The following is a 16,211-nucleotide window of genomic DNA, read 5'->3' on the forward strand; positions in this document are numbered from 1 at the left end:
CTTGACCCGTGCAATAGGCTGGGCGGAGTACGCCAGCATCGTCGACAGGATGGTTCCGTGACCAGTAGTGATCAGCAGCCGTGGGGACGAGTGGACGACGACGGCAACGTCTACGTCCGCGAGGCCGACGGAGAGCGCCTGGTCGGCCAGTACCCCGACGGCAGCAAGGAGGAGGCGCTCGCCTACTTCGAGCGCAAGTACACCGACCTCGCAGGTCAGGTGACGCTGCTCGAGCAGCGTGCGCGCCGCGGAGCGCCCGCCGCCGACGTGGCGAAGACCGTCGAGCGCCTGAGCGCCGCCGTCGACGGCGCGAACGCCGTGGGCGACCTCGAGGCGCTGAAGACGCGGCTGGGCGCGCTGACCACCACGGTGAGCGAGATCAGCGAGCAGCAGTCCGCCGAGGCTCAGGCCGAGGTCCAGGCCGCGGTCGCCGAGCGCACGGCCATCGTCGAGCAGATCGAGGCGCTGGCGGCCCAGGACCCGGCGAAGGCCCAGTGGAAGCAGGTGACCGCCTCGATCGACGAGCTCTTCGGCCGGTGGCAGGCGCACCAGCACGATGGTCCCCGTCTCCCCCGCGCCGAGGCGAACGAGCTCTGGCGGCGCTTCCGCGACGCCCGCACCTCGCTCGAGACGCAGCGGCGGGCCTTCTTCGCCGAGCTCGACCAGGTGCACAAGGAGGCCCGGACCCGCAAGCAGCAGCTCGTGGAACAGGCGGAGGCGCTCGCCTCGAAGGGGGCCGACGGCATCCCGGCCTACCGCGACCTGCTCGCGCAGTGGAAGGGCACCGGCCGTGCCGGGCGCAAGTACGACGACGCGCTCTGGGACAGGTTCAAGGCCGCCGGCGACGTGCTGTACGGCGCCCGCAGCGAGATCATCGCCCGCGACGACCAGGAGTACGGCGAGAACCTCGCCGCGAAGCTCGCCCTCCTCGAGGAGGCGGAGCCGCTGCTGAAGGAGACCGACCGGGTCAAGGCCCGCGAGGCCCTCACGAGCATCCAGACCCGCTGGGACGCCATCGGGCGTGTGCCGCGCGAGAACGTGAAGTCGGTCGAGGAGCGCCTCCGTCGCGTCGAGACGGCCGTGCGCAAGCTCGACGAGGAGCACTGGAACCGGTCCGACCCCGAGAAGAAGGCCCGCTCCGAGGGGCTCGCCGCGCAGCTCAGCGGCGCCATCGAGAAGCTCCAGAAGGAGATCGACGAGGCGCAGGCGGCCGGCGACTCGAAGAAGGTCAAGGAGCTGCAGGAGTCGCTCGACGCCCGCAAGATCTGGCTCGACGCGCTGGGCTGACCCTGCACATCCCTCCCCTCGGCGCGATCTCTCCACAGGCCCGTCCGGGCGGAGGCATCTCGTCGCGGCGACCGGCATGATCGTCGGGTGCTGACCTCCTTCCTCCTCGACTCGCGGATGCCGAGGGCCGAGCTGATGGCGGCCCGGATCGACGGCGACGTCCGCTCGATCGGGTCGTCCTACCTGCCGACCGACGTCCCCAGCACGCCCGAGCTCCGCGCGGCGTCCCTGGGGCTGATCGTGCCCCGCGGCGTCGTGGTCGAGGGGCGTGCGGCGGCGTGGGTGCACGGCGTGCTCCCTGCGCCCTCCTGCATCGTCGCCGGGCGGCCGGTGTCGATCCGGCCGACGAGGGGACCGTCGTCGCTCGTCATCCGGCAGGTGACCTACCCCGACGACGACGTCGCCCACGTCGGAACGACGGCGGTGACGTCCGCAGTCCGCACGGCACTCGATCTCGCGCGCCAGGAGAGCGCCTTCGACCTGAGGCTCGCCACCGCCGTCGCCACGCTCCTGTCACGAGCGGGGATCGACCCCGCGCGGGCCCGCACGGCCGTCTCGGATCGGACGGGGATGCCGTACCGCCTCCTCGTCCTCGATCGGCTCACCGCCGTCGAGAGGCTCGCGCGAGACCTCGGTCAGCCGCCGGTGACGCGGTAGACGTCGTAGACCGCGTCGATGCGCCGCACCGCGTTGAGCACCCGATCGAGGTGGGTGGTGTCGCCCATCTCGAAGACGAACCGGCTGAGCGCGAGACGCTCGCTCGACGTGCTGACCGACGCGGACAGGATGTTCACGTGGTGCTCCGACAGCACACGGGTGACGTCGGAGAGGAGCCCGGACCGGTCGAGCGCCTCCACCTGGATGTGCACCAGGAAGACGCTCTTGGACGACGGCGCCCACTCGACCTCGATCATCCGCTCCGGCTCGTTCATGAGCGAGCTGATGTTGTGGCAATCCGACTGGTGCACCGAGACGCCCGCCCCGCGCGTGACGAACCCGACGATCTCGTCCCCCGGGACCGGCGTGCAGCACTTGGCGAGCTTCACGAGGATGTCGGGGGCGCCGCGGACGAGGACTCCCGAGTCGCTGTGCGTCACGCGAGGACGGTTCTCGACGAACACGTCGAGGTCGACGTCGTCGCTCTCGGCCTCGGTCTGGAGCGAGGCGATGACCTTCTCGATCACCGACTGGGTCGAGACGTGCCCCTCACCGATGGCCGCGTACAGTCCCGACACGTTGTCGTAGTGCATGAGCGACGCGACCTCGGCGATCGAGTCCTGGCTCATGAGCTTCTGGAGCGGCAGGTTCTGCTTGCGCATCGCGCGCGCGATGAGGTCGCGGCCGTGCTCGATCGCCTCGTCGCGCCGTTCCTTCGTGAACCACTGGCGGATCTTGTTGCGCGCCCTCGGGCTCTGGACGAAGTTCAGCCAGTCCTGGCTGGGCCCCGAGTCGGGGTTCTTCGAGGTGAACACCTCGACGACGTCGCCCGAGGAGAGCGTCGAGTCGAGCGGGACGAGGCGCCCGTTGACCTTCGCGCCCATCGTGCGGTGCCCGACCTCGGTGTGCACGGCATAGGCGAAGTCGACCGGCGTCGCGCCCGCGGGGAGACCGATGACCTTCCCCTTCGGGGTGAAGACGTAGACCTCCTTGGCGCCGATCTCGAAGCGCAGCGAGTCGAGGAACTCGCCCGGGTCGACCGTCTCGGCCTGCCAATCGGAGATGCGGGCGAGCCAGGCCATGTCGGTATCGGGAGAGTCGGTCTGCGACGACTTGCCGCCGTTGACCCGCTCCTTGTACTTCCAGTGCGCGGCGACACCGTACTCGGCGCGCTGGTGCATCTCGTTGGTGCGGATCTGGATCTCGACCGGGCGGCCACCCGGTCCGATCACCGTGGTGTGCAACGACTGGTAGAGGTTGAACTTCGGCGTGGCGATGTAGTCCTTGAAGCGCCCCGGGATCGGGTTCCACCGGGCGTGGATCGAGCCGAGCACGGCGTAGCAGTCGCGCACCGTGTTGACGAGAACGCGAATGCCCACGAGGTCGTAGATCTCGTCGAACTCGCGACCGCGCACGATCATCTTCTGGTAGATCGAGTAGTACTGCTTCGGCCGGCCCACGACCTTGCCGCGGATGCGCGCCGACTTGAGGTCGTCGGTGACGGCGTCGATGACCTGCTGCACGTACTCCTCGCGCTGCGGAGTGCGCTGGCGCACGAGGTTCTCGATCTCGACGTAGAGCTTCGGATACAGCACGGCGAAGGAGAGGTCCTCGAGCTCCCACTTGATCGACTGGATGCCCAGCCGGTGCGCGAGGGGCGCGTAGATCTCGAGGGTCTCCTTCGCCTTCCGCGCGGCCGACTCGGCCGGCACGAAGCCCCAGGTGCGGGCGTTGTGGAGGCGGTCGCAGAGCTTGATGATCAGCACGCGGATGTCGCGCGACATCGCGACGATCATCTTGCGGACGGTCTCGGCCTGCGCGCTGTCGCCGTACTTGACCTTGTCGAGCTTCGTGACGCCGTCGACGAGCATCGCGACCTCGTCGCCGAAGTCGTGGCGGAGCATGTCGAGCGAGTAGTCGGTGTCCTCCACGGTGTCGTGGAGGAGCGCCGCGGCGATGGCCTTCGAGCCCAGCCCAAGGTCGGCGATGATCTGGGCGACGGCGAGCGGATGCGTGATGTAGGGCTCGCCGCTCTTCCGCTTCTGCCCGTCGTGCGCCTTGTCGGCGACGGCGTACGCCCGCTCGAGGATCGACAGGTCGGTGCGGGGGTGGTTGCTTCGGACGGTGCGGAGCACCGCATCCAGCGCCCCCGCGGGCTGGGCGCGCGAGAACAGGCGCGGCACGAGACGGCGCAGTGTCGCTGTGGACGTCGCGGTCGTCTCGGTCATGCGTGGCCTCCTGCTCCGATTATCCTCCGGTGCGAAGCCGCCACGTGCACGATGCGTTCAGCCCTGCGCGTACTCAGTCGACCAGCTCGGCGGCGGGGGCCTGGCTCTGCTTGGCTCGCGCACGGGCGGAGAGCACCCGGGCATCGTGCTTCTTGAGCTTGGCTTCGCCCTTGCGGAACTGCACGTATAGCGGCGAGGCCACGAAGATCGTGGAGTACGTGCCGACGATGATCCCGATGAGGAGCGCGAGCGAGATGTCCTGCAGCGTGCGCGCTCCGAGGACGAATGACCCGATGATGAGGATCGAGGCGACCGGCAGCGCAGCGACCACGGATGTGTTGATCGAACGGACGAGGGTCTGGTTGACCGCCAGGTTGACCGTCTCGGCGAAGGTCCGGGTGTCGTTGTCGCCCATCCCCCTCGTGTTCTCGCGGATCTTGTCGAACACCACGACGGTGTCGTAGAGCGAGTATCCGAGGATGGTCAGGAAGCCGATGACCGCGGCCGGGGTGATCTCGAGCCCGGTGAGGCCGTACACGCCCGCCGTGATGATCAGGTCGTGGAGCAGGGCGATGAGCGCGGCGGCCGCCATCTTCCAGGTGCGGAAGTAGAGCGCCATGAACACCGCCACGAGCACGAGGAAGATCACGAGGCCGCGGATCGCCTGGGTGGTGATGTCGGCACCCCAGGTGGCGCCGATGATCGAGACCGTGACGTCCTCCGACGGGACGTCGTAGCCCTCGGCGAGGGCGGAGACGACCGCCGTCGACTGGGCGTCGTCGAGCTCGTCGGTCTGCACGCGCACCGAGTCGGTGCCGAGCGTGCTGACGCGCGGGTTCGATCCCGGGGCGGCCTGGTTCACCGCGTCGTCGGCGATCGACTGATCCTGCGTCGCCGACTGCGAGACCGTGAACTCGGACCCGCCGCGGAACTCGATCCCGAACTCGAAGCCGCCGCGGACCCATGGTCCGATGAGGCAGATGAGCACGAGGATGCCCGACACCAGGAACCAGATGCGGCGGCGTCCGATGAAGTCGATCGACCGCTCGCCGGTGTAGAGGTCGTTTCCGAACTTGGAGAAGCTGGCCATCAGGAGTCCTTCCCCTCGGTCTTGCGATCGCCGCCGACCTTCGTCAGCTCCGCCGCCTTGCGCTCGGCGATGGTCTGCCGCTTCGCGGCCTCGCGGCTCGCACCGGTGCTCTTCTTCGTCGTCTGCTCCGGCGACCTGAACTGGGCGCGACCCCGGTAGACGGCGCCCAGCGCACGCGGGTCGAGGCCCGACGCCTTGTGGCCGTCGCGGAAGAACGGCAGCTCGGCCAGCAGCGTCATCAGCGGGTGCGTGAAGAGCGCGACCACGATGAGGTCGACGATGGTCGTGAGCCCGAGGGTGAAGGCGAAGCCTCGCACGTTGCCGACGGCGAGGACGTACAGCACGGCGGCGGCCAGGAAGTTCACCGCGTCGGACGCGGTGATGGTGCGGAAGGCGCGCTTCCACCCCGCCTGGACCGACGACTGCAGACCACGCCCGTCGCGGAGCTCGTCTCGGATGCGCTCGAAGTACACGATGAAGGAGTCGGCCGTGATACCGATGGCCACGATCAGACCGGCGACACCGGCGAGCGAGAGCCGGAAGTCGATGCGCCAGCTCATGATCGTCACCAGGAGGTACGTCAGCGCCGCCGCGATCGCGAGGGACGCGATCGTCACCACGCCGAGCGTGCGGTACTGGATGAGCGAGTAGATCACGACGAGGATCAGACCGATCAGACCCGCCAGCAGACCGCTGGCGAGCTGCGAGGAGCCCAGCGTGGCCGAGATCTGCTCGTTGCTCTGCACGGTGAAGCCGATCGGCAGCGCACCGAACTTGAGCTGGTCGGCCAGGGTCTTCGCGGAGTCCTGCGTGAAGGAGCCGGAGATCTGCGCTCGGCCGTCGGTGATCACGGCGTTCGTCGTCGGCGCCGTGATGACGTTGCCGTCGAGGACGACCGCGAACTGGTTCTGCGCCCCCTGGAGGCCGAACAGGCGGGTGGTGACGTCGGCGAACGCCTGGGTGCCCTGGTCGTCGAAGGTGAGGTCGACGACCCACTGCCCGGTCGACGCACCCTGCTGGGTGGTCGCGACGCCGCTCGTGGCATCGGAGATGTCGGAGCCGTCGATCTCGACCGGCCCGAGGATGTACTTGGCCGAGCCGTCGGTGGAGCAGGCGATGAGCGGCTGGTCGGCCGGTGCCTGACCGACCGGGTCCTCGTTCTGCCCGCACTGGAAGCTGTCGAACTCGGCGCGGAGGGCCGGAGTGACGTACGCGAGGTCGCTGGCGTTCGTCGGCTGTGCGGTCGGCGTCGTCGACAGCGACGGGTCGGGCGTCGCGCTCGGCGTCGAGAGCGAGCTCGACGCCGCGGCGTCGGAGACGAGCACGGGACGGAACTCCAGCTTGGCCGAGGACTCGATCCGGTTCAGCGTGTCCTGGTCGGGTACACCCGGGATCGAGACGACGACGTTCTGCGCGCCCTGGGTGGTGACCTCGGCCTCGGAGACGCCGCTGGCGTCGACGCGCTGGCGGATGATCGCCACGGCCTGGTCGAGCTGGTCGGACGAGATCTCCTGTCCGTTCTCCAGCTTCGGGGTCAGGATGATCTGCCGGCCGCCCTCGAGGTCGAGGGCGAGCTTCGGCGTCCACGTCGCTGTGCTCCACAGGACTCCACCGGCGAGGACGCCGGTGAGCACCGCGAAGATCGCGACCAGCCAGATCAGCGTGCGCCACGCCTTCTTGACCGCGGTCGTTTGTGCCACCTTGCTCAGCTTTCTCCGTCGTCCGCCGGGCGAGCCCCGCGGACGGTGGTCAGGGACGACGAGAGACTACTCGTCGGCCTTCTTCTCGGACTTCGTGTCGACGACGGGCTCGGCGGTCTCGTCGATCCGCTCGCCGTACGCCGGTGCTCCATCGCTCGTCTCGAGGGCGGGGGCGGCGGGAGTCGCCGCGTCGTCCTCGGTCTCGGCGTCGGCGGGGGTGACGACCCGCGTGACCGTCTGGCGGTGGACCTTGAGCACCGTGCCCGGCGTGGTCTCGATCAGCACCTGGTTCTCCTCGTCGTCGAGCTCGAGAATGGTGCCGAACACGCCGAAGTTCGTCATGACCTCGGCGCCGACCGCGACCTTCGACTGCAGCTCCTGCTGCTGCTTCTGGCGCTTCCGGCTGCTGCGGAACATGAAGAACACCAGCACGGCCAGGACGACCAGCATTCCAATTGTCAACGGATCGAGTGCCATGCGGGGACCTTCCGGGTGGTTTTCGGTGAGCAGCGCTCAGAGTAGCGAAGTCTGCTGGGCGCGGACTCAGACGAGAACGGCCGCGGCCGGGCTCCCAGGAGCAGGCCAGCTTGAATTATAGGTCATCGCCGAACAGCGCATCCTGACCGCGGCTCAGGCCGAAGTGCGCCCAGCCCGCGCGGGTGGCGACGCGGCCGCGCGGCGTCCGGGAGATGAGACCGATCCGCACCAGGAAGGGCTCGACCACCGACTCGATGGTGTCGGCCTCCTCGCCCACCGACACGGCCAGCGTGTTCAGACCCACCGGCCCGCCGTCGAAGCGCTTGAGGAGCACCGTCATCACGGCCCGATCGAGCCGGTCGAGCCCCAGCTCGTCCACGTCGTAGAGGTCGAGGGCGGCGCGGACCGCCTCGACCGACGCTCCTCCCCCGTCGACGAGGGCGAAGTCGCGCACCCGGCGCAGCAGGCGGTTCGCGATGCGCGGGGTCCCCCGCGACCGCGACGCGATCTCGAGGAGCGCCTCCTCGCCGATCGGCACGCCCAGGAGCGCCGCTGCCCGGCGCAGCACCTCGATGAGCTCCTCGGTCTCGTAGAACTCGAGGTGCGCGGTGAAGCCGAAGCGGTCGCGGAGCGGGTTCGGGAGCAGCCCCGAGCGGGTCGTGGCGCCGACGAGCGTGAACGGGGAGAGGTCGAGGGGGATGGAGGTGGCCCCGGCGCCCTTGCCGACCATGATGTCGATCCGGAAGTCCTCCATCGCGAGGTACAGCATCTCCTCGGCGGTGCGAGCCATGCGGTGGATCTCGTCGACGAAGAGCACCTCCCCCGGGACCAGTGCCGAGAGCACGGCCGCGAGGTCGCCGGCGTGCTGGATGGCCGGGCCGCTGGTCATGCGCAGCGGCCGCCCCGTCTCCTGCGCCACGATCATCGCCAGCGTCGTCTTGCCGAGTCCGGGCGGGCCGGCGAGCAGGATGTGGTCGGGCGTGCGGTCCTGGATGGCGGCGGCATCGAGCAGCAGCTGCAGCTGACCGCGCACCTTCCGCTGGCCCACGAACTCGGCCAGCGACCGGGGACGCAGAGCGCCCTCGAAGGCGATCTCCGCCTCCGACTGCGCGGTGGGGTCGACCAGGTCCTCGCCTCCTCGGGACTCGCTCATGCGCGATCACCCGCCGGACGGCCGCCGCCGAGCACGCCGAGCGCGAGCCGCAGCAGGGCCTGGACGTTGGCGGAGTCGCTCTCGGAGGCGGTCTCGAGCACCTCGTCGACGGCGGCGGCGGCGCTGCGCTCCGCCCAGCCGAGGCCCACCAGGGCCTTCTCGACGTTCGCCCGGACCCGGGCGTCGGCGACCTGCTCCACCGGGCTGGGTGCGGGCGCCGGACGCAGCGAGAGCTTGCCGGCGAGCGACACGACGATCAGCTTGGCCGTCTTGGGGCCGATGCCGCTCACACGCCGGAACGCGGTGTCGTCCTCGCCCAGCACCGCGAGGGCGACCTCGTCGGGCGTGAGCTCGGCGAGCACGCCGAGCGCCGACTTGGGGCCCACCCCGGTCACCCCGACGAGCGCGGAGAAGATGTCGAGCGAGTCCTGATCGGGGAAGCCGAACAGCGAGAGGCTGTCCTCCCGCACGATCAGCGACGTGAGGAGCGTCGCCTCCGCGCCGTGCCGGAGCGAGAGCGCGTGACGCGGCGTCACGGCGACCTGGAATCCGACACCCTGGACGTCGAGGACGACGGTGCCGCCGGAGACGGAGAGGACTGTTCCGCGAAGTGCCGAGATCACCGGGCAAGCCTACGGGCGACCGCCGACTTCCCCGTGGAGCGCTCAGCGGCGAGCCACGCCTGCTGCGCCGGGGTGAGGGCCGTTGAGGCCCCGACCCGCCCCGGCGCGCCTGCGGCCACGACGGGCTGCCGCCAGGCGTGGCAGATGGCCAGGGCCAGCGCATCCGCGGCGTCGGCCGGTCGCGGGATCTCGTCGAGCTTGAGGATCTTCGAGACCATCGTGCCCACCTGTCGCTTGTCGGCCTGGCCGTAGCCGGTGATGGCCGCCTTGACCTCGGAGGGGGTGTGCAGGGCGACGGGGAGGGAGCGACGGGCGGCGGCGAGCAGCGCGACCCCGCTCACCTGCGCGGTGCCCATCACCGTGCGCACGTTGTGCTGCGCGAACACCCGCTCGACGGCGACGCAGTCCGGACGGTGCTCGTCGAGGATCGCCTCGATGCCCGACGCCACCCTGACCAGCCGCTCCTCGAGCGGCATGTCGGCGGCGGTGGTCACCACCGACACGTGGACGAACGAGACCGTCCGTCCGGGATGCGCGTCGACGATCCCCACACCGCAGCGGGTGAGGCCGGGATCGATGCCGAGGACGCGCATCCGCGCTCGCTCCGTGTCCGGTGCCCGGTCAGTCGTTCTCGAGCTCGGCCTGGACCTCGGGGGTGAGGTCGAGGTTGGTGTAGACGTTCTGCACGTCGTCGCTGTCCTCGAGGGCGTCGATCAGCTTGAAGACCTTGCGCGCCGTCTCGGCGTCCGCCTCGACGTTGACCGTGGCCACGAACTCGACGTCGGCCGAGTCGTAGTCGATGCCGGCCTCCTGGAGGGCCGTACGCGCGGGGACGAGCTGCTGCGGCTCGGTGACCACCTCGAAGCTCTCGCCCCGATCGGTGACCTCCTCGGCACCCGCGTCGAGGACGGCGACGAGCACGTCGTCCTCGGTCACGCCGTCGGAGTGGCCCACGGTGATGACGCCCTTGCGGTGGAAGTTGTACGCCACGCTGCCCGGATCGGCCATCGTGCCGCCGTTCCGCGTCATCGCGGTGCGGACGTCGGCGGCGGCGCGGTTCTTGTTGTCGGTGAGGCACTCGATGAGGAGGGCGACGCCGTTGGGGCCGTAGCCCTCGTACATGATCGTCGTGTAGTCGATCGACTCACCGGTGAGGCCCGCACCGCGCTTGATCGCGCGATCGATGTTGTCGTTGGGGACCGAGGTCTTCTTCGCCTTCTGCACGGCGTCGACGAGCGTCGGGTTGCCTGACAGGTCGGCGCCGCCGATCTTCGCGGCGACCTCGATGTTCTTGATGAGCTTGGCGAACGACTTCGCACGGCGAGCGTCGATGACCGCCTTCTTGTGCTTGGTGGTGGCCCATTTAGAGTGTCCGGACACGCGGGATCTCCTTCGTAATCGCTGGTCAAGTGTACGCGAGAGCCGGCAGCGCGGCCGATCGCCCGGTCAGCGCGCCGCCGCGACCAGGCCGAGGAAGTGCCGGTGGAAGCGGGACTCGCCCGTCACCTCGGGGTGGAACGACGTGCCGAGGAGGGATCCCTGCTGCACGGCGACCACCGTCCCGTCCTCGAGGGAGGCCAGCGCCTCGGCCTGCTCACCGAGGTCGACCACGACAGGCGCGCGGATGAAGGCGGCGTGCACCGGCGGCGCACCGAGGACGGGCACGTCGAGATCGGTCTCGAACGAGCGTGTCTGGTTGCCGAACGCGTTCCGGCGCACGGACACGTCGAGACCGCCGAAGCTCTGCTGGCCCTCGATCCCGTCGAGGACGCGGTCGGCCAGCATGATGAGGCCCGCGCAGGTCCCGTAGACGGGCAGCCCCTCCGCGATCCGCCTCCTGATCGAGTCGGCCACCCCGAACGTGCGCGAGAGCTTGTCGATCACGCTCGACTCTCCGCCGGGGATCACCAGACCGTCGACGGCCTCCACCTCCGCGGGTCGGCGCACCGGCATCGCCTCGGCACCGAGCTCGGAGAGCACGCGGAGGTGCTCCCGCACGTCGCCCTGGAGGGCGAGGACCCCGACGCGGGTAGCGCTACCAGCCACGCTCGGACAGGCGGTGGGGGGCCGGCACGTCGGCGACGTTGATGCCGACCATCGCCTCCCCCAGGCCCCGTGACACCTCGGCGATCACCGACGGGTCGTCGTAGAACGTGGTGGCCTTCACGATCGCCGCCGCGCGCTTCGCGGGGTCGCCGGACTTGAAGATGCCCGACCCGACGAAGACGCCGTCCGCGCCGAGCTGCATCATCATCGCCGCGTCGGCCGGAGTGGCCACGCCGCCGGCGGTGAACAGGACGACGGGCAGGGTCTTGGTCTCGGCGATCTCGACGACGAGGTCGTAGGGCGCCTGGAGCTCCTTCGCCGCGACGTACAGCTCGTCGCGCGTCTTGGCCGACAGGGCGGCGATCTCGGCCTTGATGGTGCGGATGTGCCTGGTCGCCTCCGAGACGTCGCCGGTTCCCGCCTCGCCCTTGGAGCGGATCATCGCCGCCCCCTCGGTGATGCGCCGCAGCGCCTCGCCCAGGTTGGTGGCGCCGCACACGAACGGCACGGTGAAGCCCCACTTGTCGATGTGGTTGACGTAGTCGGCAGGGCTCAGCACCTCGGACTCGTCGATGTAGTCGACCCCGAGGCTCTGCAGCACCTGCGCCTCGACGAAGTGTCCGATCCGGGCCTTCGCCATCACCGGGATCGAGACCGCGGAGATGATGCCGTCGATGAGGTCGGGGTCGCTCATCCGGGCCACACCGCCCTGGGAGCGGATGTCGGCGGGCACGCGCTCGAGGGCCATGACCGCGACCGCGCCGGCGTCCTCGGCGATGCGCGCCTGCTCGGGCGTGACGACGTCCATGATGACGCCGCCCTTCAGCATCTCGGCCAGCCCGCGCTTGACGCGGTCGGAGCCGAACTCGTGCGATGAGGTGGTGCTGTCGGTCATGGTGTCCTCGTGCGGTCGTGCGGGTGGTGCGGGTGGTGCGCGGAGGCCGTCTGGCGAGCCTGCAGAGATCCTACGGCGCGGTGGTGTCGGGCCAGGCGGCCTGGACCTGCGCTCGGACTTCTCCCAGCAGCTGAGGGAGCGCCTTCGTCCGCGCGATGATCGGGAAGAAGTTGCTGTCCTGCGCCCACCTCGGCACGATGTGCTGGTGCAGGTGGCCTGCGACGCCGGCTCCGGCGACGCGGCCCTGGTTCATCCCGATGTTGAAGCCGTCGCAGCGGGAGACGGCCGTGAGGACGCGCATCGCGGTCTGAGTGAGCGCGCCGATCTCTGCCACCTCCTCCGGCGTCGCCAGATCATAGGTGGCGATGTGGCGGTACGGGCACACCAGCAGGTGACCGGAGTTGTACGGGAAGAGGTTGAGCAGGACGTAGGCGTGCGTGCCCCGCGCCACGATCAGGCCCTCCTCGTCGGACAGCTTCGGGGCGCGGCAGAACGGGCACTCGTCGATGTGGGGCTGCTCGCCGTTCTGGATGTACACCATGCGGTGGGGCGTCCAGAGGCGCTGGAACGCATCCGGCACCGCCGCGAAGTCGGCGGACGACTCGATCTCGACGTCGTCGCTCGGGTCGGTCATCAGAGGTCGCCCTGGCCGAGCACCTGCGCGTGCGACTGGACGCTCGCGACGATGCGCTCCACCGCCTCCTCGACCGAGACGCCGTTCTCCTGCGAGCCGTCGCGGAAGCGGAAGCTCACGGTGCCCGCGGCCGAGTCGTCGGCACCCGCGATGAGGAGCACCGGCACCTTGTCCTTGGTGTGCGTGCGGATCTTCTTCTGCATCCGGTCGTCGGAGGCATCGAGCTGCGCGCGGATGCCGCGGCGCTTCAGCGTGGCGACGATCTCGCGGAGGTACTCGTCGTACTGCTCGGAGACCGGGATGCCGACCACCTGCACAGGCGCGAGCCAGACCGGGAACGCGCCGGCGTAGTGCTCGAGCAGGATCGCGAAGAAGCGCTCGACGGACCCGAGCAGGGCACGGTGGATCATCGCGGGCTGCTGCTTCGTGCCGTCGGCGGCGGTGTACTCGAGCTCGAAGAGCTCCGGCTGGTTGAAGTCGAGCTGGACGGTCGAGAGCTGCCAGGTGCGGCCGATCGCGTCCCTCGCCTGGACGGAGATCTTCGGCCCGTAGAAGGCCGCTCCCCCGGGGTCGGCGACGAGCTCGAGGCCCGACTCCTCGGCGACCTGCCGCAGGGTCTCGGTCGCGTCCTCCCACATCTCGTCGGTCCCGACGCTCTTCTCGGGGTCGCGTGTCGACAGCTCGAGGTAGAAGTCGTCGAGGCCGTAGCCGCGCAGGGTCTCGAGCACGAACTCGAGCTGGCTGGCCACCTCGGCCTTGATCTGGTCGTGGGTGACGTAGATGTGGGCGTCGTCCTGGGTGAGACCGCGGACGCGGGTCAGTCCCGACAGGGTCCCGCTCTTCTCGTAGCGGTACACGGTGCCGAACTCCGCCAGGCGCAGGGGCAGCTCGCGATAGCTGCGGCCGCGCGCCCGGAAGATCAGGTTGTGCATCGGGCAGTTCATCGGCTTGAGGTAGTAGTCCTGCCCCTGCCGGGTGACGTTGCCGTCGGCGTCGGTCTCCTCGTCGAGGTGCATGGCCGGGAACATCCCGTCCTTGTACCAGTGGAGGTGCTGGCTGATCTCGTAGAGGTGCCCCTTGGTGATGTGCGGGGTGTTCACGAGCTCGTAGTCGTACGCGATCAGCCGCTCGCGCATGAAGTTCTCGATCTCGGCGCGGATGATGCCGCCCCGGGGATGGAACACCGCCAGGCCCGAGCCGATCTCGTCGGGGAACGAGAACAGGTCGAGCTCCTGACCGAGCTTGCGGTGGTCGCGCTTCGCGGCCTCCTCCATCCGGGTCTGGTAGGCGCGCAGCTCGTCCTTGGTGGGCCAGGCGGTGCCGTACACACGCTGGAGCTGCTTGTTCTTCTCGCTCCCCCGCCAGTACGCGGCGGCGAGCCGGGTCAGCGCGAACCCGTTGCCGATCATCCGGGTGTTGGGCAGGTGCGGACCGCGGCAGAGGTCCTTCCAGACGGTCTCGCCGGTCTTCGGGTCGACGTTGTCGTAGATGGTGAGCTCGGCGCCGCCGACCTCGACCGACTCGCCGTCCGCGTCCGGTGCATTGCCCTTCAAGCCGATGAGCTCGAGCTTGTAAGGCTCGTCGGCCAGCTCGGCGCGAGCCTCCTCCTCGGTGACCACGCGGCGGACGAAGCGCTGTCCGGAGCGGATGATGCGCTCCATGCCCTTCTCGATCGCCTTCATGTCCTCGGGGGTGAAGGGCGTCTCGACATCGAAGTCGTAGTAGAACCCGTCGGTGACGGGCGGGCCGATGCCGAGCTTGGCGTCGGGGTTGATCTGCTGCACGGCCTGAGCGGCCACGTGCGCCGCCGAGTGCCGGAGGATGTTCAGACCGTCGGCCGAGTCGATGCTGACGGGCTCGACGACGTCGGCGTCTGTCGTCGTCGCGGCGAGATCCTTCAGTTCACCGTTGACCCGCATGGCCACGATCGACCTGTCGGTGAAGAGTTCGAATCCGGTCGCCACGTGCAGACTTCTCCTGTCGTCTCGGTTGACCTGACAACTCTAGCGGCGCTCGAGCCCTCCCCGGATTGGACGAAGGGCCGGTGTTGCGTGTATGTTCATTTGCGGGGGTTGCTTCGGCAACCTCCACCAACTTCGAGAAGGCCCCCGGTGATCACCGGGGGCCTTCGTCGTTCCGCGGTCGACACCGATCAGTAGGTCCCGCTCCGGTCGCCTCGGATGCGGATCACGACGTCGACGCTCGATCGCCCGCCCGCGCTCAAGACGGTGATCTGAGCGCGATACTCGCCCGCTGACGTCGGGGTCCCGGCGATCGCACCGGTCGGGGTCAGACCGACGCCGGGTGGGAGCGCGCCTCGCGTCACCGCGTAGGTCGCCGCGTCGGACGCCACCCGCGAGGGCGCCACGGCGAGCGGAAGGCCCGCCACTCCGGTGATGGTGGCCCCGTAGCCCAGCGTCGGCGCCGCCCCGGCGGCCGGATGGATGCGCGTGATGCTCCGCCCCGAGTCGCCCACGGCGTAGACCGCCCCGTCCGGGGCCGCGACCACCGTGCGGCCGGTCGTCGAGCCGAGCTGGATGAGGAGACCGTCGGCGGCCCGTTCGACCAGGCCACGCGAGCGGGTCGTGAGGAAGACGTCGCCCCGCGCATCGACGGCGACGTCGCCCAGCGGGGCCATCCCCGCATCCGGCGAGAGGACCGCGGCGGAGGACCCATCCGGATCGAGACGCTCGATCAGCCCATCGGACCACGCGACGACCACGCCGCCGCCGCTGCTGTGGAGCGCGACCGGCACGGAGGCCGGTGCGGCGGCACCCCGGGGCATCGGGGAGACACCGCCCTCCGAGAGCCGGTAGACGGAACGAGTGGACGAGTCGGTGAAGTAGACGTCGCCGGTCGAGGTGCCGACGGCGTGCACCGCCGTCGGCGAGAACCCGAGGTCGAGGGCGAACGGATCGACGGCACCGTCGGGACCGAGCCTGGTCACGGTGCGGGACCCTTCGCCGAACACGAGCACCGACCCGTCGGGCAGCGGCACGACGGCGTCGATGAACACGCCTCGCGGCACCGTCCAGGTCAGCGACGACCCATCGGGCCGGATGCGGAGGACCGAGTACGACGCGAAGCTCACCACGAGGACACCGCCGTCGCGATCGGGCTCGAGAGCCGACGGGGTGTGGAGGCTCAGGTCCGCGGCCACGGTGGCGGAGCCGTCCGCGGCGATCCGCAGCAGACGCGATCCCGCGCCGTCGGCCGCGTAGAGCCCGGAGGCGGTGGCCGCGAGGTCGACGATGCCGACCCCCGGCACGCTCGACCAGCGCTCCTCGACGTTCGGCTCGGCCCCCGCGGGCGCCGACGGGCCGACGGCGACGAGCGCCGCCACGATCGAGAGGGCGACACACGTCGCGGCGAGGACGGGGAGCCGAGGGCGCGAGGACGAACGCATGGAGTGAGGAGAGCT

The 16,211-nt window shown here is 69.8% G+C and carries 15 protein-coding genes; 2 read left to right on the forward strand and 13 right to left on the reverse strand.

Annotated features, from left to right (window positions below):
• The first annotated feature begins 57 nt into the window (after positions 1-57).
• Both IEX69_RS02510 and IEX69_RS02515 read left to right on the forward strand, forming a co-directional pair.
• On the forward strand, positions 58-1,287 hold the full coding sequence (locus IEX69_RS02510; RefSeq protein ID WP_085019561.1) for a DUF349 domain-containing protein: 1,230 nt from the start codon (positions 58-60) through the stop codon (positions 1,285-1,287).
• An 87-nt stretch (positions 1,288-1,374) separates the two neighbouring features.
• Positions 1,375-1,944, forward strand: coding sequence for a hypothetical protein (locus IEX69_RS02515; RefSeq protein WP_085019562.1), 570 nt, complete (start codon positions 1,375-1,377; stop codon positions 1,942-1,944).
• On the opposite strand, the gene IEX69_RS02520 is transcribed toward IEX69_RS02515, so the two are convergent.
• From IEX69_RS02520 to IEX69_RS02580, 13 genes are all read right to left on the reverse strand, one after another.
• Entirely contained in the window at positions 1,923-4,172 is a 2,250-nt protein-coding gene (locus IEX69_RS02520) for a RelA/SpoT family protein (protein WP_085019563.1), read from the reverse strand. The genes IEX69_RS02515 and IEX69_RS02520 overlap by 22 nt on opposite strands.
• Before the next feature lie 73 nt (positions 4,173-4,245).
• Positions 4,246-5,262 (reverse strand): protein translocase subunit SecF, encoded by a 1,017-nt coding sequence (gene secF / locus IEX69_RS02525; protein ID WP_085019564.1) that lies wholly within the window; start codon positions 5,260-5,262, stop codon positions 4,246-4,248.
• Positions 5,262-6,962: a protein translocase subunit SecD gene (secD, locus tag IEX69_RS02530; RefSeq protein ID WP_085019565.1), complete on the reverse strand. Its 1,701-nt coding sequence runs from the start codon at positions 6,960-6,962 to the stop codon at positions 5,262-5,264. The genes secF and secD overlap by 1 nt, the downstream gene beginning before the upstream one ends.
• Positions 6,963-7,028: 66 nt before the next feature.
• The gene (yajC, locus tag IEX69_RS02535; protein ID WP_085019566.1) at positions 7,029-7,439 is read right to left on the reverse strand and encodes a preprotein translocase subunit YajC; all 411 of its coding nucleotides are present in this window, start codon (positions 7,437-7,439) and stop codon (positions 7,029-7,031) included.
• Between the two features lie 115 nt (positions 7,440-7,554).
• Positions 7,555-8,592 carry a Holliday junction branch migration DNA helicase RuvB gene (gene ruvB, locus IEX69_RS02540; protein ID WP_085019567.1) on the reverse strand — a complete coding sequence of 346 codons (1,038 nt, stop codon included), beginning with the start codon at positions 8,590-8,592 and terminating at the stop codon, positions 7,555-7,557.
• Entirely contained in the window at positions 8,589-9,215 is a 627-nt protein-coding gene (gene ruvA, locus IEX69_RS02545) for a Holliday junction branch migration protein RuvA (RefSeq protein ID WP_085019568.1), read from the reverse strand. The genes ruvB and ruvA overlap by 4 nt, the downstream gene beginning before the upstream one ends.
• Entirely contained in the window at positions 9,212-9,808 is a 597-nt protein-coding gene (ruvC, locus tag IEX69_RS02550; RefSeq protein ID WP_085019569.1) for a crossover junction endodeoxyribonuclease RuvC, read from the reverse strand. Before ruvC ends, ruvA begins: the two co-directional genes overlap by 4 nt.
• Before the next feature lie 28 nt (positions 9,809-9,836).
• Entirely contained in the window at positions 9,837-10,595 is a 759-nt protein-coding gene (locus IEX69_RS02555) for a YebC/PmpR family DNA-binding transcriptional regulator (protein ID WP_085019570.1), read from the reverse strand.
• Between the two features lie 66 nt (positions 10,596-10,661).
• The gene (gene pdxT / locus IEX69_RS02560; RefSeq protein WP_085019571.1) at positions 10,662-11,261 is read right to left on the reverse strand and encodes a pyridoxal 5'-phosphate synthase glutaminase subunit PdxT; all 600 of its coding nucleotides are present in this window, start codon (positions 11,259-11,261) and stop codon (positions 10,662-10,664) included.
• The gene (pdxS, locus tag IEX69_RS02565) at positions 11,251-12,156 is read right to left on the reverse strand and encodes a pyridoxal 5'-phosphate synthase lyase subunit PdxS (protein WP_085019572.1); all 906 of its coding nucleotides are present in this window, start codon (positions 12,154-12,156) and stop codon (positions 11,251-11,253) included. The genes pdxT and pdxS overlap by 11 nt, the downstream gene beginning before the upstream one ends.
• A gap of 70 nt (positions 12,157-12,226) precedes the next feature.
• Entirely contained in the window at positions 12,227-12,790 is a 564-nt protein-coding gene (locus IEX69_RS02570; protein ID WP_085019573.1) for an HIT family protein, read from the reverse strand.
• Positions 12,790-14,754 (reverse strand): threonine--tRNA ligase, encoded by a 1,965-nt coding sequence (gene thrS, locus IEX69_RS02575; protein WP_085019574.1) that lies wholly within the window; start codon positions 14,752-14,754, stop codon positions 12,790-12,792. The genes IEX69_RS02570 and thrS overlap by 1 nt, the downstream gene beginning before the upstream one ends.
• 188 nt (positions 14,755-14,942) lie before the next feature.
• Positions 14,943-16,196: a putative Ig domain-containing protein gene (locus IEX69_RS02580; protein ID WP_085019575.1), complete on the reverse strand. Its 1,254-nt coding sequence runs from the start codon at positions 16,194-16,196 to the stop codon at positions 14,943-14,945.
• Positions 16,197-16,211 lie beyond the last annotated feature (15 nt).

The organism is Cnuibacter physcomitrellae, from assembly GCF_014640535.1.
GTDB lineage: Bacteria > Actinomycetota > Actinomycetes > Actinomycetales > Microbacteriaceae > Cnuibacter > Cnuibacter physcomitrellae.

Excerpts from the sequence above, each read along its gene's own strand:
- IEX69_RS02520 (WP_085019563.1), bottom strand. The coding sequence starts at position 4,172 with ATGACCGAGACGACCGCGACGTCCACAGCGACACTGCGCCGTCTCGTG.
- secF (WP_085019564.1), bottom strand. The coding sequence starts at position 5,262 with ATGGCCAGCTTCTCCAAGTTCGGAAACGACCTCTACACCGGCGAGCGG.
- yajC (WP_085019566.1), bottom strand. The coding sequence starts at position 7,439 with ATGGCACTCGATCCGTTGACAATTGGAATGCTGGTCGTCCTGGCCGTG.
- ruvB (WP_085019567.1), bottom strand. The coding sequence starts at position 8,592 with ATGAGCGAGTCCCGAGGAGGCGAGGACCTGGTCGACCCCACCGCGCAG.
- ruvC (WP_085019569.1), bottom strand. The coding sequence starts at position 9,808 with ATGCGCGTCCTCGGCATCGATCCCGGCCTCACCCGCTGCGGTGTGGGG.
- pdxS (WP_085019572.1), bottom strand. The coding sequence starts at position 12,156 with ATGACCGACAGCACCACCTCATCGCACGAGTTCGGCTCCGACCGCGTC.
- IEX69_RS02570 (WP_085019573.1), bottom strand. The coding sequence starts at position 12,790 with ATGACCGACCCGAGCGACGACGTCGAGATCGAGTCGTCCGCCGACTTC.
- IEX69_RS02580 (WP_085019575.1), bottom strand. The coding sequence starts at position 16,196 with ATGCGTTCGTCCTCGCGCCCTCGGCTCCCCGTCCTCGCCGCGACGTGT.